Below are 21,457 nucleotides of genomic sequence, written 5' to 3'. Positions count from 1 at the left end.
CCACAGTTAGAAATGGCTTGTCTGAAAATGAAATGTCACGTTATTCGATGGTTAGCTGATATTTAAGAACTCCATGACGTTGTTGGATAAAATTCGCTTGCCCAGCGCGTAATTCTTTTCCGCCACGCGCTTCATCTGCTCCTTGTTATTAATGAACCGGTAGACTTCCTGGATGAATTCGTCGTTCGGCGGCCCATCCTGTAACTCGGAGATCGGCATGACGGGCGCTTCAAACCCATGCCGGCCGTAGACTTCGTGATAATATTCGTAGCGAGTGGTGATATAGCAACGGCGGCAACTGATCGCTTCACCGATAGGATTGCCATAGCTATCATAATCATACGAGGTGAGAAAAGAGACCAGGTCGCAAGAGTGATAGAGGTCCTCTATGCAAAACGCGTCGTTTTCCGAGCGCATATCGACATGGGGAAGCATGCCGACGAATTTGACATAGGGGAGAACATTCAGTTCCTGTGCCAATTTGGCGAGTTGCAGATAACATGACGGGTTTTCATATTCATTGCCGGCGATCGCCAAATAGGCGCGTCGAGTGTTGTGGTCGCGGATAAATAAATCATTAAGCCGGCTGATCAGCATAATATCGCGGTCCAATCTTTTCTGAGGGATGATGCGGGTGGTTCTGGCAATGAGAAGATCATTATCGCGAATATTCATCTGCTTTCTGACATTCGTTCTTTCGTGACTGTCCGAGAAGTCATAGGTATTTTTCTTTACCTCGACATGGACATCATGATTGCACCAGGCCTCCAGCTTTTGCTTCAGATCGTGATTGAGCGTGACATAGGTAATGTATTTTGAAGGGATAGGTTTGATGGCGTGAGAATAAGGTGGCGGGCCGTATTTGAGCACCTTTTTTTCGCTGTTCCACATCAGGTCATGATCGCGCCAGATGACGAAACGCGTCAGTCGATAACGTCGGCCATAATCTTCGATCGCCAGATACAGCGCTTTGGTATAGATGATGTTTTCCGGCAGCGTGCCGTTTTCCACCACCACATGGCTGACTGCGAGCGCTTCCCATTGGGCGACGAGGCGATCCGCCAGCTGCCGCGCCGTCAACGCGATGGTATGCAACAAAGCGGCTTTTTCTTGCTCGTCAATGGGCGTTTTCTGGCCGATCAACGCCGCGTGTGCGTAGTCGAGAAAGGCGGGGTGGTAATCTGGAATCGACGTGATGTCGTCCAGGCGGACCAGCGTAAAGACATCGCGGTAGATGTCATGCTCATGCTGATAGGGTTTATTAAAGTTTCCCTTATCAATCTTGATGTCGTATCCCAGATCAAGATAAGAGCGAAATCCACAGGCTTGCAGTCGTTTGGCAATCTTCATTGCTTCCACCGTGATCCCCGAGACCGAGACGGCATCGAACGAAATGAACATTGCATTCTTCTCTTGCCTTTCGTGCATCGCAGTACCTCCTGCTATTATTTGTAGTGCATTGATTTAAATTAACTATTTCTTAACAAGTCTCCGGTAACGTTCCCAATTGAGTGGAAAAAGAATCGTTTTGACGCTCTGGAATACACTCAAATCTGACAGAACGGAAGCTTAACCGTTCAAAAATGTAAAGATACGTTTATGCTTTGTGAGGGCTCTCACAAATATTCCGGTGCGGGAGGCGTGAAACAAGCAGAGGAAAAGAGGGGGGATCAACCCCCCGAATGTGGGGCATGCGATGCCGATTTAACGATTCGCCATGCCGCCTTCGGCAGGCTGAAGTATCGCCTGCAGCAGCGTCGGCACCTGCTGGGACTCCACCGCCCGGCTGAACAGAAAACCCTGGCCGATATGGAAACCGGCTTCGCACAGCGTTTGGCGCTGCTGCTCGGTTTCCACGCCTTCGGCGATGATATCGATCGACAGTTTTTGACCGAGAATGCCGATGCTTTCCACGATCGCCAGGATCGCCGGTTCGGTGTTCATGCGTTGAATAAAGTCGCAGTCCAGCTTAATGCAGTCCAGCGGGTAATCCATGATATGGCTGAATGAGGAGTGGCCGGTGCCAAAGTCGTCCAGCGCGATGCGGATACCCATCTCTTTGAGCATTTGCAGCGCGCGCAGTACGTATTTCGAACCGTGCTTGTTGAACGCGTGTTCGGTCACTTCCAGTTCGATCAGGTGATGGGGAATGCGGAACTTCAGCAGACGTTGCAGGAAGGTTTCGGCATAGTTGTCGCGTAAAAACTCGATCGGCGACACATTCAGCGAAATAGGCCGCACCGCCACGCCGGCCGCGCGCCAGCGGGCGATATCGGCGAAGACTTTCAGCTGCATGGCTTCGCTGATCTTGGTTGCCAATTCGTAGTCGTTAAACGCCTCGCTTACCGTCGCCGGCAGCTGTACGCCGTTTTGCGGGCAGTGCCAGCGCAGCAGCGCTTCAAAGCCGACGATGCTGCCGTCGATCAGGCAGACTTTCGGTTGGTAGCTGGGGCGGATGCAGTTGTCGCGTACGATCTGGCGCGCGTAGTTGAGCTGGCTGGCGCGGGCGCGGGCTTTGTCCATCATCTTGCGATCGAACATGTAGACGCCGCCGCGGCCGCCGTCTTTCAGTTCATACAACGCGGTATCGGCGCATTTCATCAGCTCCGAAGCGTCGCGAGCGTCTTTGGGATAGATGGCGCCGCCGATGCTCATGCCGCAATGCAGCGTCTTGCCGCCGTGGGTGATCGGCGTCTCCAACTGCAGCAGAAACTTGTTGGCGATGCGGAAAATATCCTGCTCGTTTTCGACATCGCTGATCACCACGGCGAACTCGTCGCCGCCGAGGCGGGAGACGAACGAATGCGCATTCATGCAGGCGCTGAGCCTTTTACCCAAGATCCGCAGCAGATGGTCGCCCGCCGCGTGGCCCAGCGTGTCGTTCACCAGCTTGAAGTGGTCAAGATCCAGCAGCATCAGCCCAAGCGACTTTTTGCCGTGCAGGGCGCGCTTCATCTCTTGCTTCAGCTTTTTCTTGAATAAGCGCCGGTTGGGCAGGCCGGTCAATTCGTCATATTCGCTGGCGAGCAACAGACGTTGTTCCATCACGCGTTGCGACGTCACGTCGCGCGAGACGCACAAGATCTCGGCCACGGCGCCGTGTTCATCACTGACCGGTGTGAGAATGTTGTCCCAGTGCTGTTTTTTACCCTGCGGCGTCACGCTCAATCCGGTGAAGCGCGCATTTTTTCCGGCTCTGACGTTGCGCAGCGCCTTGCTGCCGCGGCGACGGATCTCGGGGGACAGCAGCCCCAGCCAGGGCATGCCAAACTCTTTTTGCGCCGGATCAAGACCGAGCGCCAGGCTGCCGGAGCGATTCATGTGGCGCAGCGTGCCGTCGTGATTGATCACTTTGATGCAGTCGACGCTGGCGTCCAGCATGTCTTGCTGGATAGAGAGCGCCTGAACGTTTTGCTGGCGTTGCAGCATTTGCGGATGGATGTCGGTGGCGGTGAGGTACCAGCTGGGCTCCTGCGCCATGCCGTCCTGACGGGCGTTAAACGCCAGCATAAACCACCGGTAGGCGCCGCTGCGCTCGCGCAGACGGGCTTCGCCGGCGAACGAGGAGAGGGCAACGATCGCCTGGCGCCATTGCGCGGCCAGGCGATCGCGGTCGTCGGGATGCAGTGCATCGATCCAGTCTGCGGCGGCGTGCTCACCGGCGATGGCGCCGGTATAGTCGCGCCACTGCTTATTGAAGTAACCGCCAAGGCGGTTGCCGAAGCAAATCAGACCCGGCAAGTCGTCTACGATTTCGCTATAGAGATCAATAGGATTTTTGTTATTACTCTGCTTGGGCAACAGGGTCATGCGGTATTTCCTCGGAAAATTACCCATATTCTTGCTCTATAGCAGAGCCTCTTTCAATATAGTCATTGCCAATGAAAATGGGAATAGCCAGCGGGCGCGGCTAAGAACCAGCCTGGTAGCATGAAATAGATTACGCAAGAACGCATTAGGAATACTCCTGTTATTTATAAGCCCCTCTTATATTGCATCGAAAAATAAGTGCTCCGACCACGATGTTTTACTGTCTGAAAAAGTAATCAATATTGATGTTTCAATGTGGCGAAATGTTTAGCTGCCATGCTGTTGTTGCGCTCGGCATTTTGCTTGCGCTATGCACCAATACTGAAGAAATCCTCGCTTATGGCGGTGATGCTCACCATTTTATGCACGTTTCAACAGGCGCCAAAGCACGGTTCCCGGGCGATGACGAGAAAAGTGATGATATAAATCAAGAAATGTTTTGTTTCATCTGTTGACACTTTGCTGACGTGTGAGATAGCCTCGCGAATGATAATCATTAGCAAAACTGGATGGTGTCGCAAATGCATTCACGTAATGATCCCCAGGTAGCGGTTCGGATGACAGGCAACGTTCATCACACGAGACCACGTCTGCTGTGGTCTCTGGCAACGAGACAATGTATCGAACGGCAGTTGTCATCAGGCCTCTTGGGCGGCATCTTCACTTAGCCTCAACCAGCAGATCTCAGTATTAAGCCATGGCCGGATCAAGGCGGTCTATTATTTCCACGCATTTTTCGCGGATATATCGCGATCTCACGGAGTTGCATACGTTCTCAATCATGGGTAAGGAGGCCTCGGGCGGTTAAAATTAAATTTACTCTCTGGGTGTAAAGGAATTGGCAAAAAGAATGGGGCGTATCGGGTTACCGCTATTCTAAGGACTTTGATTAACCCCAAGAGACATTTCGGATGTCATATTAATACTAGCTTCTTTGTGGAGAAAGCTATGGGTAATACCATGAATGGAAACAAAACAGGTTGGGACAGTGTTAACGATCTTATTCACTACCATGAGCGCGGGAATGGTTTGACGATCAATAATAAACCGTCCTATGACATAAATGATGCGGGGTTGCAGATAGCGCGCAGCGATAAAACCTGGAATGGCGTTCACGTCACGGGCAAAGATGCGACGGTGACCTATTCCTTCCCGGATTGGGAATATAACGAACTGAACCTGGGCCACCGCTCCTCAGAACGCGATACGGGGCTAAGTGCGTTCACGCAACATCAACAAGAACAGGCGAAGTTATCTTTGCAATCCTGGGCCGATGTTGCCAACTTAAAGTTTGTCGAAGTGGCATCGGATCAACCTTCCAATATTACTTTTGGGAATTATGAGGGGAAAGGGCAAGCGTATGCCTTGAAACCATTCTCATATAATGGCAATGACTACAGAGGATACAATTCTGATGGGCAAAGTTGGTATAATATTAAGAACCATTCTGAAAACTTGCACCCTGAGCTGGGTAATTACGGCCGTTTAACCATTACCCACGAAGTTGGCCATACTCTCGGGTTAGATCATCCGGGAACGTATAATGCGGGGCAAGGAAGCCCAAATTATACCAAGGCAGTTTACGCCGAAGATACCCGGCAGTTTAGCGTAATGAGTTACTGGAATGAATCCATTACCGATGCGGATCATGGCCACTACTATGCCGCTGCACCGCTGGTTGATGATATCGCGGCCATCCAACATCTTTACGGTGCCAACATGACCACCCGAACCGGCGACACCGTTTACGGGTTTAATTCAAATACAGGCCGAGACTTCTATACACTCAAGGGCAGCCACGACAAGCTGGTGATGTCTGTCTGGGATGCAGGTGGTAATGATACCCTTGATTTCTCGGGGTATAGCCAAAATCAACGTATCAACTTGAACGAAGGCGCTTTCTCCGACGTCGGGGGATTAAAAGGGAATGTTTCCATCGCTGCCGGTGTCACCATCGAAAACGCGATAGGGGGCTCAGGTAATGACATCATCGTTGGGAATCACGCAGACAATACGCTCAAAGGCGGCGCCGGCAATGATGTTATTTACGGCGGGGCTGGTCAGGATCAATTATGGGGAGGAGACGGTAATGACATTTTTGTCTTCTCTGATCTTAATGACTCGCCTGTTCAGGCACCTGATACAATTTGGGACTTTGAGTCAGGCAAGGACAAGATCGATCTGTCCTTCTTCAACCAAGGCGATAAAGGCAGTGATTTCATTCAGTTCGTCGATCATTTCAGCGGGCAGGCCGGTGAGGCGCTATTGTCCTATGATATCCAGAACAATCTGAGTGAATTGGCCTTCAACATCCAGGGCGGTGCAAATCCAGACTTCCTGGTGCACATCGTTGGACAGGCTGACGTCGCTGTTGATTTTATCGTTTAAAATGGCAACGGTGGGCGATGATGCCCACCGTTTCACATGGGCCACCTATGTATAAATTTATTCTTGTCGGAATAATATTCTTGTTTTCAGGAGTCTCTATGGCAAGCAGCCTGGTTTTACCTTCCGCCGAAACGCTATCCGGGCAGTGGACGGTCAGTGATAAATCAAAATCTTGTGTTGTGCAGCTCAACACGGAGAGTGTGGATTCGGCTGGCGGCTATAGCCTGAAATTCTTGTCTGATTGCACGCCCGACGTATTGCCGCAAGAGCCTGCCGCATGGCGTCCCGCCCCCGATGGCATTGCGCTGTTGGACAAGGATGGGCTAACCGTACTTTTCTTCTCTCAGGAAGACGATCATTACCGTAGTCAAATCTGGGCTGAGACAGGAAAAATCTTGAAGAGAAATAACTAGCCAACAACGCCTTCTTATCCCTCGGCCTCGGCCGGCGCTTCTGAACGCGGTCATCAGGTTTCACGTCGCTCCGCTCACGATTTTCTGAGATATCGTTCCCTTGCTGCGTTTATATTGCGTCGGGTGGACACCGGCGCAATATCAGCCGGCAACGAACAGCCGCTGCTGCCAGTGCAACAGTTGTGTCAGCGTGATTGGCGCAGCGGCAGCAATGGTCGCGCGATTTTCCAACGCAATCTCCCGCGCGCGTTGCAACGGCTCGGCGCTGAGGCGTTGCAAGTTTTGTTGCAGCGCCTGTTGCGTTTGCTCCAGCTCACCAACGCTAACGTGCGTCAGCTCATGATGCATCTGCTGCAAGAATTCGTCGGTTAACTGCCGCAGCTGTTCCGCGGTGAACGTCGGGGATTGCAGCGCGAACAGCAGGCCTTCGACATGGGTGCAGCGGTGGAAGGTGCATTGCACCACGTAGCCCACGTTGCGTTCCACGCGCAGCCGCTGAAAATAGCGCGGCGCGTAAAGCCGGGCCAGCACGCGCAGCGCCCAGCGGCCTTCGGCTTCATCGCTTTGCAGCGGGTAAAACTGCAGCAAAGCGTGTTCGGCGCCGCTTTCCGTCAGCGTGACAGGAGGATGTAAACGCGGCGGCGTTTGCGGCTCAGCCGTTATGGCGTAGGGGAAGTCATACAGCAAATGTGACAGCCGCCGTTTTAACTCGCCATCGCCGCCGACCAGGGTGGCATGCCAGTATGGCGCGGTTGCCGTAGAGACGTTCAACGCCGCCGGCAATTGGGCTAACAGGCGGCGAATGGCGATATCGTTTTGTTGTTTTAACTGCGCGTGGCGCAGGTTTCTCGCCGCTTCGTTGATGATGGCCGGCGGCTGCGCCGTCAGGGCCCGGTTCACGACGTTCAGGCCGTGGCAGATCAGCCCGTGGCTGCCCGCCAGCTGCAACAGCCACACACCCTGGTGGCGTTCGACGCTTAAATGTCCCTCCCGATGCGCTAACTCGGCCGCTTCGGGGCGCAATGCCGCCTGCAAACCACAGGCCTGTTCTTCGCTGAGTGCGCCATGCGACGATGGGCGCAGCAACAGCACCGGCTGCGCTTCGTCGGGGTGCAGATGCCGCAGCGGCGCCTGGCCGGCCGGCAGGGGCGGGATCGGCAGCGCCGCCGAAGCGGAGAAAAAGCGGAAAGGCTCCACTGTAGGCGTCAGTGCGGCGCCGACGAAGGGGCCAAGGGTCAGCGGCAGCCCTTGGATTTCGCGCGTTTCACCGCCCCCCTCGGGCAGCACGGCCAGGCGGCGGCGCGGCGCTGCCATCAGCATAGCGAGTTGCCGTGTCCAGTCGTCATGCTGTTCCGTCGGCGGCAGCCCCAATGCCCTGGCCCGCAGCTGATCGAGCGGCGCCAAACGGTGAAAATCGCGGTTCGCCAGTTGCCCGAAATGCGCAAGCTGGCCCGGTGTCAGCGCGTTCAGCGCCTGCAGCCATGCCAGCAAGGCGCTTTCGATATGGGCGGCCTCAGACGCCGAGCCGTGATTGACGGTGAAAATAAAACTCAGCAGGGCGCTGTTTTCGCCGCAGCGGGCATAACCCAGACGAACGGCGTCGCCCCACGCGTGCGCGCGCAGCCGTGCCAGCAGCCCGCCTGGGGCATCGTCCAGCAATAAACGCTCAAGCCGTCGCAGCCAGCCGCGTGAACGGCAGTGCGGCAGGGTAAACACCAGCCGCAGCTGCGGCGCGCCGGGAAGAGACAGCGTGTAATCTTGTCCGGCGGCCAGCGGCGGCAATGTCTCGGGCGGCGTGGCGCTGCCCGACGGCAAGCCGCCACCGTAGCGCTGTGCCAGCGCATGCAGCTGTTCGAGTGATTGCGGGCCTTGCAGCCACAGCGTCATGTTCGGTGCGCGGTAATAGTGGTGGTGAAACTGCCGCAACGCCTGCTGCAATGCGGAAATATCGCTGCCGAAAGCGGCGCGGCTGCCGATATGAAAGCGATGCAGCGCGTCAAATCCGCTGAACATCTGCCGCTGCGCCGCTTCGCAGCGGGTTTCACCGTCGGCGCGCAACAGGCGGTATTCGGCGTCGATGACCTCGATCTCCTGGGCGATTGCCTCAGCCGCCAGCTGCGGGGCGGCGAGCATATCGCTCAGCCGAGCCAACCCCTCCGCCAGAGGGTCAGCGCCCACTTCAAAGAAAAACGCGGTTTGCGTGGCCTGGGTGGTGGCGTTTAGCCGGCCGCCGGCCGCCTGCGTCCAGCCCATCAGCCCATCTTGCGCGCTGAAGTTCGCGCTGCCGCGAAACAGCATATGCTCCAGCAGATGCGCCAGGCCGGGCCAGGCGGCAGGCGCCTGAAAGCTGCCCGCCTCGATGCGCACCAGCGCGGCGGCGGCCTCGGCGCCAGGGGTGCTTATCGCCCTGACGGCCAAACCGTTATCGAGCTGCCACGAAGCGGCGAGTGTCATCGTCAGCCCTTGAAGATCAGTCGGGAGTTGGTCTGATTGCGAAAGCGCAGCTGATCGATACCGATCTGCGAGCGATTCGCCGCTTCACGCGCCGCCAGAATGGTGCCGTGGTGCGGCGATTTGCCGCACACCGGATCGGCGTTGTCGGCGTTGCCGGTCAGCATGAACGCCTGGCAGCGGCAGCCGCCGTAGTCTTGCTCTTTCTCCGAACAGGACCGGCAGGGCTCCGGCATCCAGTCATAGCCGCGATAGCGGTTAAAGCCGAAGGAGTGGTACCAGATATGCTGCAGATCGTGCTCCAGCACCGACGGAAACGTAATCGGTAACTGACGGGCGCTGTGGCAGGGTAACGCCATGCCTTCCGGCGTCACGCTCATGAAGATGGCCCCCCAGCCGCCCATGCAGCCTTTAGGCCGCTCCTCGTAGTAATCCGGCGTGACGAACAGCAGGTTGGCCAGTTTGCCGTCGGCGGCCATGCGCTCGCGATAGCGTTTCACCACCGCTTCTGCCTCGGCGATCTGTTCGCGGGTCGGCAGCAGCCCTTCGCGGTTCAGGTGCGCCCAGCCGTAAAACTGGCAGGTCGCCAGCTCGACGTCGTCGGCATCCAGCTGGATCGCCAGTTCGATGATGCGGTCGATCTGGCCGATATTATGGCGATGCAACACGAAGTTGAGCACCATCGGATAGCCGAGCGCCTTGACCGCCCTGGCCATCGCCAGCTTCTGCTGAAACGCCCTGGCGGAGCCCGCCAGCGCGGCGTTCAACGTTTCGTCGCTGGCCTGAAAACTGATCTGAATATGATCCAGCCCGGCGTCGGCGAAGGTTTGCAGTTTCTTCTCGGTCAGGCCGATGCCGGAGGTGATCAGGTTGGTGTAAAACCCGAGATCGCGCGCGGCGGCGATCAGCTCGGGCAGGTCTTTACGCACCAGCGGCTCGCCGCCGGAGAAGCCGAGCTGCACGCTGCCCATCGCCCGCGCCTGGCGAAACACCTCTATCCACTGCGCGGTGGTCAGCTCTTTTTCCTGTGCGGCAAAATCGAGCGGGTTGGAGCAGTACGGACACTGCAGCGGGCAGCGGTAGGTCAGCTCCGCCAGCAGCCAGAGCGGCGGATTCACCGCCGGCGCACGTGGTTCAGTCACGGAAGGTCACCCATTTTTGTTCGTAGGCGCGCTGGAAAAACTCCAGCACGTCGTCCGCCAAGCCTTCGGCGCCGGGGAAGCGGGCGTTCAACTGCGCGATGATGCCGTTCAGCGTGGTGTGGCCGTCGACCAGCTGTAAAATGGCGGCGGCGCTGTCGTTCAGTTTGGCCATGCCTTCCGGGTAGAGGATCACGTGGCTGTTTTGCACCGGCTCCCATTGCAGGCGGTAGCCGCGGCGGAAGACGGGGGTGTGTTCAGGATTCAGCGTCATTACACCAGCCTCTGATTGTGCCATACCCGCGCGGTGGTCACGCTGTGGTAAGGCGGGCGGTTCAGGGTATAGGCCATGCTCATGGCGTCCAGCATGCTCCACAGAATGTCCAGCTTGAACTGCAGGATTTCCAGCATGCGCTGCTGCTTTTCTACGGTATCGCAATAGTCCAGCGCCAGCGCCAGGCCGTGTTCCACGTCGCGGTTGGCCTGGCCGAGGCGGCTGCGGAAATAGTCGTAACCGGCGGCGTCGATCCACGGGTAGTGTTGCGGCCAGCTGTCGAGGCGCGACTGGTGGATCTGCGGCGCGAACAGTTCGGTCAGCGAGCTGCAGGCGGCTTCCTGCCAGCAGGCGCGGCGCGCGAAGTTGACGTAGGCGTCCACCGCAAAGCGCACGCCGGGCAGCACCAGCTGTTCAGAAAGCAGGGCGTCGCGCTGCAGCCCAACCGCCTCGCCGAGGCGCAGCCAGGCCTCGATGCCGCCTTCGCTGCCGCCGTAGCCGTCGTGATCCAGAATGCGCTGCACCCATTTACGGCGGGTGTCCGGCTGCGGGCAGTTGGCCATGATCGCCGCATCCTTGATCGGAATGCTGGTCTGGTAGTAGAAGCGGTTGGCCACCCAGCCCTGGATCTGCTCACGGGTCGCTTCGCCGTTGTGCATTGCGATGTGGTACGGGTGGTGAATGTGGTAATAAGCGCCTTTGGCGCGCAGCGCCGCTTCAAATGCCTGCGGCGTCAGGGGGCGTGGTTGCGTCATGGCGATTCCCTACAGTTCGATGTTCATGCCGTCCCAGCTCACTTCGACGCCGGCGGCGGTCAGACTTTGCCGCTCTGCCGAGTCTTCATTGAGGATCGGGTTGGTATTGTTAATGTGGATCAGGATCTTGCGTTTGGCGGGCAAGGTGCTGAGCAGGGCAGCCAGCCCGTGCTCTTCCGCCAGCGCCAGGTGCCCCATATCCTTGCCGGTGTTGCGCCCCACGCCGGCGTTGGCCAGCTCATTGTCGCGCCAGAGCGTGCCGTCGATCAGCAGGCAGTCGGCGCGGCGCAGCCAGGGCATCAAGGTCTCGTCCGGCTCACCCAGGCCCGGTGCGTACAGCAGACCGACCCCGCGCGCGGTATCTTCGATAAACAGCGCCACATTGTGGCCCGGCAGCGGGCGATCGCGGTACGGCGAATAGGGCGGCGCGTTGCTGAGCAATGGAATGGCGGTAAAGCGTACGTTTGGGCAGACCGCCGTGCGGAAAGGTTCACCGGGCGTTACCGGGTGGTGAATCAACCCGCCGTTCCAGTGGGAGAGCATGGGAAACACCGGGAAACCGGTGCTGAGATCGTCATGCACTTCAGGGGTGCACCAGACGTGGTGCGGGCAGCCCTCACGCAGATTGAGCAAGCCCGCGCTGTGATCGATCTGGCTGTCGGTCAGCACGATCGCGCCGATGCCGGTGCCGCGCAGCACGTCGGGATTGTTCAATTCGGGCGAGGCCAGCAGCTGATGGCAAATGTCCGGGGAAACGTTGCACAGTACCCAGTTTTTACCGTCGTCGCTGACGGCGATGGAAGACTGCGTGCGGCGCGTGGCGTTGATGCTGTGGCTGCGAACACCCCGGCAGTTGTCGCAGTTGCAATTCCACTGGGGAAAGCCGCCGCCCGCTGCCGAGCCGAGAACTTTTATCTGCATGTCTGAACCAGAAAAAGAGGGAAAGAAATGCCCGCGCGAAAGGCGGGCAGACGGGCGATTAACGGTTGGAAATGTACAGCGTCACTTCCAGCCCCAGACGCAGGTCAACAAACTCAGGTTTAGTCCAGGTAGTCATAGCGGTGCTCCTTTACATGCATCGTGATAGTTCGAGCCCAATGAGAAATTTTCGCATTAGGCCGGCCCAATGTTGGCGAAATGTGACGAAGATCGCAACCTTTAAAGCGTAACCGGGTTATTCACCCCAGGTGGCGGCGAGCGCGTTCAGCCAGTTGCGCCAGGTCAGCTTCTCCAGCAGCCGGTTATCGAACCCGGCCTGCGCCAGCGCTTGCGTCAGGCGCGGCAGGCCGGCGGCGTCCTCCAACGATTGCGGTACGTTGACCCCATCAAAATCAGAGCCAAATCCCACGCGATCTTCACCAAGTTTAGCGATCAAATACTCAACGTGTTTAACAATTTCTGTTAGGTCGGTCGTTGCACTGTCACGTTTACCGTCAGCGCGCAGGAAGGCGGTGCCGAAATTGACGCCGACTATCCCGCCGCTCTGGGCGATGGCCTCCAGCTGTGCGTCGGTCAGGTTGCGCGGCTGCGGGCAGAGGGCGTGGACGTTGGAGTGGGTGGCGACCAGCGGTGCGCGGCTCAGCGCGGCGGTTTGCCAGAAGGTTTTCTCGTTCATGTGCGAGACGTCGATCATGATGCGGCGCTGGTTGCAGGCGCGGATCAGCGCCTCGCCGGCCGGCGTCAGGCCGGGGCCGGTATCGGGGGTGCCGGGGAACGGCCCGCTGACGCCGGTGCCGAAGGCGTTCGGCAGATTCCAGAATGGCCCGATGCTGCGCACGCCCAGCCGGTAGAAGGCCTCCAACTGCGTCAGCTCCGCATCGATCATGCCGGCGCCTTCGATATGCAGCACCGCGGCCATTTGCCGGTTGAGGCGGCACTGTTCTATCTCGGCGGCGGTGCGGCAGATGCGCAGCCGCCCCTGGGAAGCCTGTTCCAGCTGATAAAGGATAGCGATCTGCCGTTCGGCGATCGCCAGCGGATCGAAGGCGGCCTGCGCCTCCTCCGGCGTTTGATTACGCATCTGGGCGATATAGCTGACCGGGGGAATAAATACCGCAAACAGCCCGCCGCAGAATCCGCCGCGCTGCATGCGGGAGAAATCGAGGTGGCCCGGCGTGACGCGGGAATAAAAGGCGGCGACCGGATCGTCGTCATGCTGTAGCCACAGGTTGAGCAGCAGATCGTTATGGCCGTCGAACACCGGCCAGAGAGGGGGAAGCGTCATGGGCATTTCACTGAGTCAGGCATCGTGAATGCTATGTTCTCCCATCGCGCGAGGGGGAACAACCCTCAGGCTATGGGGGTTTTGCCGTCGGCTGGAGCACTCGACATCAGCAGGGCAAAATTTAGTGACATCGTCACTATTCGCAAAGCGGTTCCTGCACGCGTTGGCGGCAGACCGTCAGCAGTAGCTGCCGCAGCCAGCGGTGATCCGCCTCGGCGTCCAGGCGCGGATGCCACATCTGCGAGACGGTGATGGGCGGCGTTCTTACCGGCAGCTCGAAGACGCGCAGCGGGCCATCGGCAGGTTGAGCCTGCAGGAAAGAGGCGGGCAGCAATGCCAACAGGTTCGAGGCTTGCGCTACCGCCAGCGCGGCGGGAAAGCTCGGCACCACGGCGGCGATATGCCGTGCCAGCCCCAGCTCCGCCAGCGCGGCGTCTACCGGCCCGAGGATGCGCCCGCTGCGCGAGGCCACCACGTGGCCGCAGGCGGCGTAGTCGGCGGCGCCGATCTCGCGCTGCTGCGCCAGCGGATGTGCGGTTCTCATCACGCCGACGAAGCGATCGCGGAACAGCGCCTGCAGGCGAATTTCCGGCCCCATGTCACCCAGCACACCGATCTCCAGATCGACCAGCCCTTCACGCAGGGGGCGGTCGCTTTTCTCCGGCTTGGGCGCAAAGCGCAGCCGCGCCCGCGGCGCCTGTTCGGCAGCAGCGGCGATCAGCGCCGGGCCGAAGGCCTCGACGAAGCCGTCGTTGGCGCGCAGCGTGAAGGTACGATCCAGCGCGGCGGGATCCAATGCTCCCTGCGCCGGGCGCAACACAGCGCGCGCTTCGAACGTCGCGTGCCGCGCCCGCTCGCACAGCGTTTCGGCATAGGGCGTCAGCACCATATGACGGCCGGCGCGCACCAACAGCGGATCGCCGGTGGCCGCGCGCAGTCGGCTGAGGGTACGGCTCATCGCCGAGGGGCTTAAACCGAGACGGCGGGCCGCGCCGGCAACGCTGCCCGCCGTCAGCAGCGCGTCGAGCGCGATCAGCAGGTTGAAATCCGGGTCGGTCATGCGTTTATCCTGTGGCGCTGGAAATAAGGGAAGGCGTTTGCTGCAGTATATCAGCGTAAGCGCTGCGCCACTTGTTCTCTGATGGGCAATAAAAAAGCCGATAACAAACGTTATCGGCTTTACAGGCAGGGGGACGACGTTACGCCGGCAGCTGCTGCGCGGTTTTCTCGACCAGCGCCAGCAACAGCTTGATGTCTTCCAGCGTCACGATCGGGTTCAGCAGCGTCATTTTCAGGCAGGTCACGCCATCGAACTCGGTCACGCCGACGTTGGCGCGGCCCGATTCCAGCAAGGCGTCACCGATGCGCTGGTTGAACAGGGCGACCGCTGCGTCGCCTTTCGCCGCCAGCTGCGCCGGACGGTAACGGAACAGCACGCTGGCCAGCTGCGGCTGCATCACCAGTTCCAGAGATTCCTGGTCGGCGATGTAACGCGCCACCTGTTGCGCCAGCGTGACGCCGTGATCGATGATCTCGGCGTATTGCTTCTGCCCCAGCGCTTCCAGCCCCATCCACAGCTTCAACGCATCGAAGCGGCGGGTGGTCTGCAGCGATTTGGAGACCAGGTTCGGCACGCCTTGCGCTTCGTCGAATTCGGAGTTCAGGTAGGCAGCCTGATAGCGCATCAGCTCGTAGTGGCGCGCGTCTTTCAGCAGGAAGGCGCCGCAGCTGATGGTCTGGAAGAACTGCTTGTGGAAGTCCAGGGTGATGGAGTCCACCAACTCCAGGCCGTCCAGGTAGTCGCGGTACTGCTCGGAGAGCAGCAGCGCGCCGCCCCAGGCCGCATCCACGTGCACCCAAATTTTCTGCTCCGCCGCCAGCCGCGCGATATCGCGCAGCGGGTCGATCGCGCCGGCGTCGGTGGTGCCGGCGGTGGCGACGATCGCCATCACCTGCTCGCCGTTGGCCTTGGCCTGCGCCAGTTTTTCCGCCAGATCGGTCACGTCCATGCGGGCGAAGCGATCGGTTTTCACCAGGGTGACGGACTGGTAGCCGAGGCCCATCAGCGCCATGTTCTTCTGCACCGAGAAGTGGGCGTTTTCAGAACAGAACACTTTCAGCTTGCGCAGATCGCCCACCAGACCGTCCTGCTGCACGGAGTGGCCCTGACGCGCGAAGAACGCATCGCGCGCCAGCATCAGCCCCATCAGGTTGCTCTGGGTGCCGCCGCTGGTGAACACCCCGGCGTCGCCGGGCTGGTAACCGACCTGGGCGCGCAGCCACTCGATCAATTTCATTTCGATCAGCGTGGCCGACGGGCTCTGATCCCAGGAGTCCATGCTTTGGTTGGTGGCGTTGATCAGCACTTCGGCGGCCTGGCTAATCACCAGGCTCGGGCAGTGCAGGTGCGCCACGCATTGCGGGTGGTGCACCGACAGGCTGTCTTTCAAAAAGTACTCGATGGCGCGCTCGATCGCCGCCTGGTTGCCCAGGCCTTGCGGGGTGAAGTCGAGCTGGATGCGCTCGCGCAGTTCGGCAACGCTTTTGCCCTGATACATCTCGGGCTGTTGCAGCCACTGCACGACGGCTTCACTGCTCTGTGCGATCGCCTGGCGGTAAGCCTCGGCGCTGTGCGCCGAGGAAGCCAGAATCGGGTTTAACTTGGACATCGCGGTTATTCGCTCCACTCAGACTGGCTTGACGCCGGCGGCCAACAGCGCCTGCTCAAATTTATCCAGGAAAATACCCAGCTCATCGTTGGTGATCAGCAGCGAAGGCAGCAGACGCAGCACGCAGCCGTTGCGCCCACCGCGCTCCAGGATCAGACCGGATTCGAAGCATTTCTTCTGCAGCAGCGCGGACAGCTCGCCATCGGCCGGGTAGCAGCCCATGTGATCCTGCGCTTCGTTCGGCTTGACGATCTCGATGCCGATCATCAGGCCCAGACCGCGGACGTGGCCGATCACCGGATAACGTTTCTGCAGCTCGGCCAGCTTGCCTTTCAGCCACTCGCCCTGAGCGGCCACTTTGTCGGCGACCTTATGCTCTTTCAGGTACTGCAGGGTGGTCAGGCCGGTGGCCATCGCCAGCTGGTTGCCGCGGAAGGTGCCGGTGTGGTGGCCCGGTTCCCAGGCGTCGAACTCTTTTTTGATGCCCAGCACCGCGAGCGGCAAGCCGCCGCCGACCGCTTTCGACATCACGATGATGTCCGGCTCGATGCCCGCGTGTTCGAAGGCGAACAGCTTGCCCGTACGGGCGAAACCGGCCTGAACTTCGTCGATGATCAGCAGAATGCCGTGTTCCTGGGTCACTTTGCGGATGCGCTGCAGCCACTCGGCCGGCGCCGGGTTAACCCCGCCTTCGCCCTGAACGGCTTCCAGGATCACCGCCGCCGGTTTACGCACGCCGCTTTCCACGTCGTTGATCAGGTTGTCGAAGTAGTAGGTCAGCGCCTTGACGCCGGCTTCACCGCCGATGCCCAGCGGGCAGCGGTATTCATGCGGATAAGGCATGAACTGCACTTCCGGCATCATGCCGTTGATCGCCGCCTTCGGCGACAGGTTGCCGGTGACCGACAGCGCGCCGTGGGTCATGCCATGATAACCGCCGGAGAAGCTGATCACGCCGGAACGGCCGGTGTGCTTTTTCGCCAGCTTCAGCGCGGCTTCCACCGCATCGGCGCCGGACGGGCCGCAGAACTGCAGGCAATACTCTTTGCCTTCGCCAGGCAACAGAGAGAGCAGGTAATCGGAGAAACGATCTTTCAACGGGGTCGTGAGATCGAGAGTATGTAACGGCAAGCCGCTGGTAATGACATTTTGGATGCTTTGCAGGACGTCGGGGTGATTATGTCCAAGAGCCAACGTTCCCGCCCCGGCCAGGCAATCAAGATATTGATTATTCTCAACATCAGTGATCCAAACGCCCTGGGCTTTCGCAATTGCCAACGGCAATTTGCGCGGATAACTCCTAACATTCGACTCAAATTCGGCTTGACGCGCCAAATAGGTTTCATTGTTTCCGTTTAATGAGTTTGCAACTAAAGTATCAATACGGACTTTATCCGTCATCATATCTCTCCTACAACCGAAGGTCTCAAGACGCAACGATTGAATTAATGAATTAGAAAAGTAACTGCCTTGTGAAAAGCGCGACCAATATATGGCTTTTTCGCCTGGGACTCAATAGCCGATTTTGTTTTGAATTGTTTAGTTTTTCTTAGGCTCATCAATATGTTGTTGATTTGTTGACCGTTGGTTTTGCCGGCAGAAAACAACATTTCTTTAACATTGCGTAAAAATCCTTTTCTGCTTTCCTTTGGCTGCTTCTTTAATGCATTTATTATTAAGGTGAATTTCCGATTAATAACATAAATAGAAAATAGCGGCTTATTTTCATCTATTCACCACCTTAAGTCCTATAGCGGTTATATACACAAAATTTGTGATGAATATAAGCGGTCGAGCGTTAAAAGCGCAGTATCCAGAGTGGTGATTTCTTGCAGATTTTACGTAGCGCGATCAAAACAGCGGGATTTTTGTGCGGTGCCGGCATGTCTGCCGGCGCCGCGGTCATTAACGTTGCTGTAACCAGGCATGATAGCGCCGCAGAGTGCGGCGGGTGCGCCACCGATCGATGAGCAGCGACCACAGCGGGGAGTAACGCACGTTACGCGTCCGATCGCGGCTCAGAGCGTGCATGCGGCGCTTGATCAGCGCCATGCGGGCGAGCAGCGTCAGCGTTTTGTCGCGCCATTTTACCGGCGCGGGCAGCGCATGAGGGGCTTCGCCGGTTTGCCAGCGGCGCGGCAGATCGGGAATTTCCGCCATGGCGGTGGCGATGCCGACCACCGCGACGCCGCTGTTCAGCACCCGTTGCGCCACCGTCGGGCGGGTGATGCCGCCGGTGGTCATCACCGGCATGCGGGCTACTGCGGCGAGATCGCGGGCGAAGGTCAGAAAATAAGCTTCACGCGCCAGGGTACTGTCGTCTGCCGTTTCGCCCTGCATCGCCGGGCTTTCATAGCTCCCGCCCGATAACTCCACCAGATCGACCGGCAGTTCGTTGAGCATCAGCAACACCTGCCGGGCTTCGTCCGGCGAAAAGCCGCCGCGCTGAAAATCGGCGGAATTGAGCTTTACCGCCACGCAAAAACCTGGCGAGACCCGCTTGCGCACCGCGCGCACCACCTCCAGCAGCAGGCGGGCGCGATTTGCCAGCTCGCCCCCCCAACGATCGCTGCGCTGGTTGGCCAACGGCGACAAAAACTGAGAGATCAGGTAGCCATGCGCCGCGTGGATCTGCACGCCGGTAAACCCGGCCCGTTCGGCGGCGTGCGCGCTGGCGGCAAAGCGGGCGATCACCTCGGCAATCTGCGCTTCGCTCATGGCTTCCGGCTGCGCGAACGCTTTGCTGTACTTACCCATGGCCATCGGAATGGCGGAGGGCGCCCAGGCGTTGCCGCCCATGTCGGCCATTACCTGGCGGCCCGGGTGGCTGAGCTGCATCCAAACCTGCGCGCCTTCCTGGCGCGCGGCCTTGGCCCAGGTTTCGAACGAGGCGAGCGGCGTATCCTGTTCCAGCACCACGCCGCCGGGGCCGGTCATGGCACGGCCGTCGATCATCACGTTGCCGGTGATGATAAGACCGGCGCCGCCGATACCCCAGTGGCGATACAAGCGCCATAGCGCGGGGCCGGGCAGTTGGCCTTCATCGGCCAAATTTTCTTCCAACGCGGCTTTGGCCAAACGGTTGGTCAGGCGGCTGCCGTTGGGCAGTGTCAGTGGGGTAAACATCGGGTTTGCGCTCCTGTCGCAGGGGGAATGGCGCTATACTAGGTTTAAAGTTAACTTTAAGGTCAATAGGGCATGAAGATCGGAGAATTGGCGGAACGGGCCGGCGTGGCCGCCTCGGCGATACGCTACTACGAGCAGCAGGGTCTGCTGCCCAAAGCGGTGCGCGGCGTCAACGGTTATCGGGTGTATAGCGAAAGCGCGCTGGAACGGCTGCATCTGATCCAAATTGGCCAGAATCTGGGCTTTTCGCTGCAGGCGATCCAACGCGTGCTGGCGCTGCAGGGCAGCGCTTATGAGGATGGGTTGATACAGGGCGTCGAGACCCGTCTGGCGGAAATCGAGCGGATGTTGGTCACGCTGAATGAGCAGCGAGAAGCATTGCTGGCGACCCGACTTACCTTGCTGGAATCCGGCGTGGCGGGGTTATGCCAGGTCAAAAATGAAAAGTTGGCCGGTGCGTGGCCGGCCTGCACAGATTAGCGGCGTTTAAAGGCGGAGCGCCCGGCATATACCGCCGCGGTGCCCAATTGGTCCTCAATGCGCATCAGCTGATTGTATTTTTCGATGCGCTCGCCGCGGCACGGCGCGCCGGTTTTCACATGGCCGGCTCGCATCGCAACCGTCATATCGGCGATAAAGCTGTCGACGGTTTCGCCGCTGCGGTGCGAGATAAAGGCGCCCCAGCCGTTTGCCTGGCAAAGCTGCACGGCGGCGAAGGTTTCGCTCAGCGTGCCGATCTGGTTCAGCTTGATCAGCGCGGCATTAGCCAACCGTTCATCAATCCCGCGCTGGATGTATTTCACATTGGTGACGAACAGATCGTCGCCGACCAGCTCCACCTGGTCGCCCAGGGCGTCGCTCAGAATACGCCAGCCGGCCCAGTCGTCCTCGGCCAAGCCATCTTCAATCAGCACAATGGGGAAATCCTGTACCAGCCGCTGGTAATAGGCCGTCATCTGGGTTGCGTCCAACTCGAGGTTCTCGCTGCGCAGGCGGTATTTGCCGTCGGCGTAGAATTCACTCGAGGCCGGATCCATGCAGATAGCGATATCTTCTCCCGGTCGGTAGCCGGCTTTCTCTATCGCCTGCACGATCAGCTCCAGCGGCTGGCGGTTTGAGGCGACCGCCGGCGCGAAACCGCCTTCGTCGCCGACGCCGACCGACAGGCCTTGTTCCAACAGGATTTGGCGCAGCGCCTGATAGACTTCACTGCCCCAGCGCACGGCCTCGCGCAGCGACGGCGCGCCCAGAGGGGCTATCATAAACTCCTGAAAGTCCGCCCCTTGCCAACGGGCGTGCACGCCGCCGTTGATGATATTCATGCAGGGCACCGGCAGCAGGTTGGCGCCGATGCCGCCCAGATAACGATACAGCGGCAACTGAGACAATTGCGCCGCGAGGCGGGCGGCGGCCAGAGAAACGCCGAGCAGGGCGTTGGCCCCCAATCGGCTCTTGTTCTCGCTGCCGTCCAGCGCGATCAGCCGGCGGTCAATCTCCTGTTGTTGGCGCACATCCACCCCGCGCAGCGCCTCATTGATCGCCGTTTTGACGCTGTGCACCGCCTCCAGTACGCCTTTGCCGCCGAAACGGTGCGGATCGCCGTCGCGGTGCTCCACCGCCTCGCGCGACCCGGTGCTGGCGCCGGAGGGGACCGAAGCCCGGGCCACGACGCCCGCCGCGCTCATTTCGACTTCGACGGTCGGGTTGCCGCGCGAATCCAGGATTTCTCTGGCGGTTACGCTTTCAATCTCATAGCTCATGGGTAGTCACCTCATTCTAGGGAGTTGGCACATGCTTTATCAGCACGTCGATGGACAAATGGTTAATGAACTCGAAGCCGAAGGAGGAAAAGACGCCGAACGGACGGTTCTGATGGCCTAACAGCAACAGATCGACGCCTTCGCGGGCAATCAGGGCTTCGACGTCTTTGAAGCGATGGATACTGACAATTGCGCGCACTTCCAGGGGGATTGAGCAGTCCTCCACCAGACGGCTGAGCATGGCCTTGGCGGCGATCACCTCACTGGACTGGCGATCTTTGGTCAGCGAATCGCTGAGGTAGTCCAGCTCGGCATAGTCGGCGCTGATGTGCGCCACGGTAATGCGCGTATTCATCTGCTGATTGAGGCGTTCGGCATGATGCAACAGCAGCCGGCCGTCGCGTTCATCCTGCACCAGCAGTAAAGCATGTTGGTAGAGCGGCATGAC

The 21,457-nt window shown here is 59.0% G+C and carries 18 protein-coding genes; 3 read left to right on the top strand and 15 right to left on the bottom strand.

What is annotated here, in order from left to right; genetic code table 11:
- Positions 1–51: 51 nt before the first annotated feature.
- Entirely contained in the window at positions 52–1,428 is a 1,377-nt protein-coding gene (locus tag L085_RS16535; protein WP_033645489.1) for a glycosyl transferase family 2, read from the bottom strand.
- Positions 1,429–1,704: 276 nt separating this feature from the next.
- Entirely contained in the window at positions 1,705–3,810 is a 2,106-nt protein-coding gene (locus L085_RS16530; protein WP_044031245.1) for an EAL domain-containing protein, read from the bottom strand.
- Positions 3,811–4,758: 948 nt separating this feature from the next.
- On the opposite strand from L085_RS16530, the gene L085_RS16525 reads away from it, so the two are divergent.
- Both L085_RS16525 and L085_RS16520 read left to right on the top strand, forming a co-directional pair.
- Positions 4,759–6,198, top strand: a complete 1,440-nt coding sequence (locus L085_RS16525; protein ID WP_044031244.1) for a serralysin family metalloprotease — start codon at positions 4,759–4,761, stop codon at positions 6,196–6,198.
- A gap of 98 nt (positions 6,199–6,296) precedes the next feature.
- Entirely contained in the window at positions 6,297–6,611 is a 315-nt protein-coding gene (locus tag L085_RS16520; RefSeq protein WP_004928502.1) for an AprI/Inh family metalloprotease inhibitor, read from the top strand.
- A 141-nt stretch (positions 6,612–6,752) separates the two neighbouring features.
- Here L085_RS16520 and pqqF read toward each other — a convergent pair whose 3' ends face one another.
- The 11 genes from pqqF to L085_RS16470 all read right to left on the bottom strand — a co-directional run bounded on the left by pqqF (position 6,753) and on the right by L085_RS16470 (position 19,249).
- Positions 6,753–9,065, bottom strand: a complete 2,313-nt coding sequence (pqqF, locus tag L085_RS16515; RefSeq protein ID WP_044031243.1) for a pyrroloquinoline quinone biosynthesis protein PqqF — start codon at positions 9,063–9,065, stop codon at positions 6,753–6,755.
- Positions 9,066–9,067: 2 nt separating this feature from the next.
- Entirely contained in the window at positions 9,068–10,204 is a 1,137-nt protein-coding gene (pqqE, locus tag L085_RS16510; RefSeq protein WP_033634064.1) for a pyrroloquinoline quinone biosynthesis protein PqqE, read from the bottom strand.
- Positions 10,197–10,475, bottom strand: a complete 279-nt coding sequence (gene pqqD, locus L085_RS16505) for a pyrroloquinoline quinone biosynthesis peptide chaperone PqqD (RefSeq protein ID WP_004929309.1) — start codon at positions 10,473–10,475, stop codon at positions 10,197–10,199. Before pqqD ends, pqqE begins: the two co-directional genes overlap by 8 nt.
- Complete coding sequence (pqqC, locus tag L085_RS16500; RefSeq protein WP_044031242.1) at positions 10,475–11,230, bottom strand: pyrroloquinoline-quinone synthase PqqC; 756 nt, start codon at positions 11,228–11,230, stop codon at positions 10,475–10,477. The genes pqqD and pqqC overlap by 1 nt, the downstream gene beginning before the upstream one ends.
- A 9-nt stretch (positions 11,231–11,239) precedes the next feature.
- Complete coding sequence (pqqB, locus tag L085_RS16495; RefSeq protein ID WP_044031241.1) at positions 11,240–12,151, bottom strand: pyrroloquinoline quinone biosynthesis protein PqqB; 912 nt, start codon at positions 12,149–12,151, stop codon at positions 11,240–11,242.
- A gap of 58 nt (positions 12,152–12,209) precedes the next feature.
- On the bottom strand, positions 12,210–12,287 hold the full coding sequence (gene pqqA / locus L085_RS24800; protein ID WP_004937827.1) for a pyrroloquinoline quinone precursor peptide PqqA: 78 nt from the start codon (positions 12,285–12,287) through the stop codon (positions 12,210–12,212).
- 117 nt (positions 12,288–12,404) lie between these two features.
- On the bottom strand, positions 12,405–13,454 hold the full coding sequence (locus L085_RS16490) for a dipeptidase (RefSeq protein WP_044031240.1): 1,050 nt from the start codon (positions 13,452–13,454) through the stop codon (positions 12,405–12,407).
- Between the two features lie 136 nt (positions 13,455–13,590).
- Positions 13,591–14,514 (bottom strand): LysR family transcriptional regulator, encoded by a 924-nt coding sequence (locus tag L085_RS16485; RefSeq protein WP_044031239.1) that lies wholly within the window; start codon positions 14,512–14,514, stop codon positions 13,591–13,593.
- Positions 14,515–14,653: 139 nt separating this feature from the next.
- Entirely contained in the window at positions 14,654–16,123 is a 1,470-nt protein-coding gene (locus L085_RS16480) for an aspartate aminotransferase family protein (RefSeq protein ID WP_044031238.1), read from the bottom strand.
- 18 nt (positions 16,124–16,141) lie between these two features.
- Positions 16,142–17,524 (bottom strand): diaminobutyrate--2-oxoglutarate transaminase, encoded by a 1,383-nt coding sequence (locus L085_RS16475; RefSeq protein WP_004937838.1) that lies wholly within the window; start codon positions 17,522–17,524, stop codon positions 16,142–16,144.
- Positions 17,525–18,028: 504 nt separating this feature from the next.
- Positions 18,029–19,249, bottom strand: coding sequence for an NADH:flavin oxidoreductase/NADH oxidase family protein (locus L085_RS16470; protein ID WP_004937842.1), 1,221 nt, complete (start codon positions 19,247–19,249; stop codon positions 18,029–18,031).
- Between the two features lie 72 nt (positions 19,250–19,321).
- Between L085_RS16470 and L085_RS16465 the strand changes: the two genes are divergently transcribed.
- A complete protein-coding gene (locus L085_RS16465) occupies positions 19,322–19,729 on the top strand; it encodes a MerR family transcriptional regulator (RefSeq protein ID WP_004937845.1) in 408 nt (135 codons plus the stop codon).
- On the opposite strand, the gene eno is transcribed toward L085_RS16465, so the two are convergent.
- Both eno and L085_RS16455 read right to left on the bottom strand, forming a co-directional pair.
- A complete protein-coding gene (gene eno / locus L085_RS16460) occupies positions 19,726–21,009 on the bottom strand; it encodes a phosphopyruvate hydratase (RefSeq protein ID WP_044031237.1) in 1,284 nt (427 codons plus the stop codon). The genes L085_RS16465 and eno overlap by 4 nt on opposite strands.
- Before the next feature lie 16 nt (positions 21,010–21,025).
- Complete coding sequence (locus L085_RS16455; RefSeq protein ID WP_004937850.1) at positions 21,026–21,454, bottom strand: hypothetical protein; 429 nt, start codon at positions 21,452–21,454, stop codon at positions 21,026–21,028.
- Positions 21,455–21,457 lie beyond the last annotated feature (3 nt).

The organism is Serratia sp. FS14, assembly GCF_000695995.1.
Lineage (GTDB): Bacteria > Pseudomonadota > Gammaproteobacteria > Enterobacterales > Enterobacteriaceae > Serratia > Serratia nematodiphila.
This window is presented reverse-complemented; position numbering and strand designations above follow the sequence as displayed.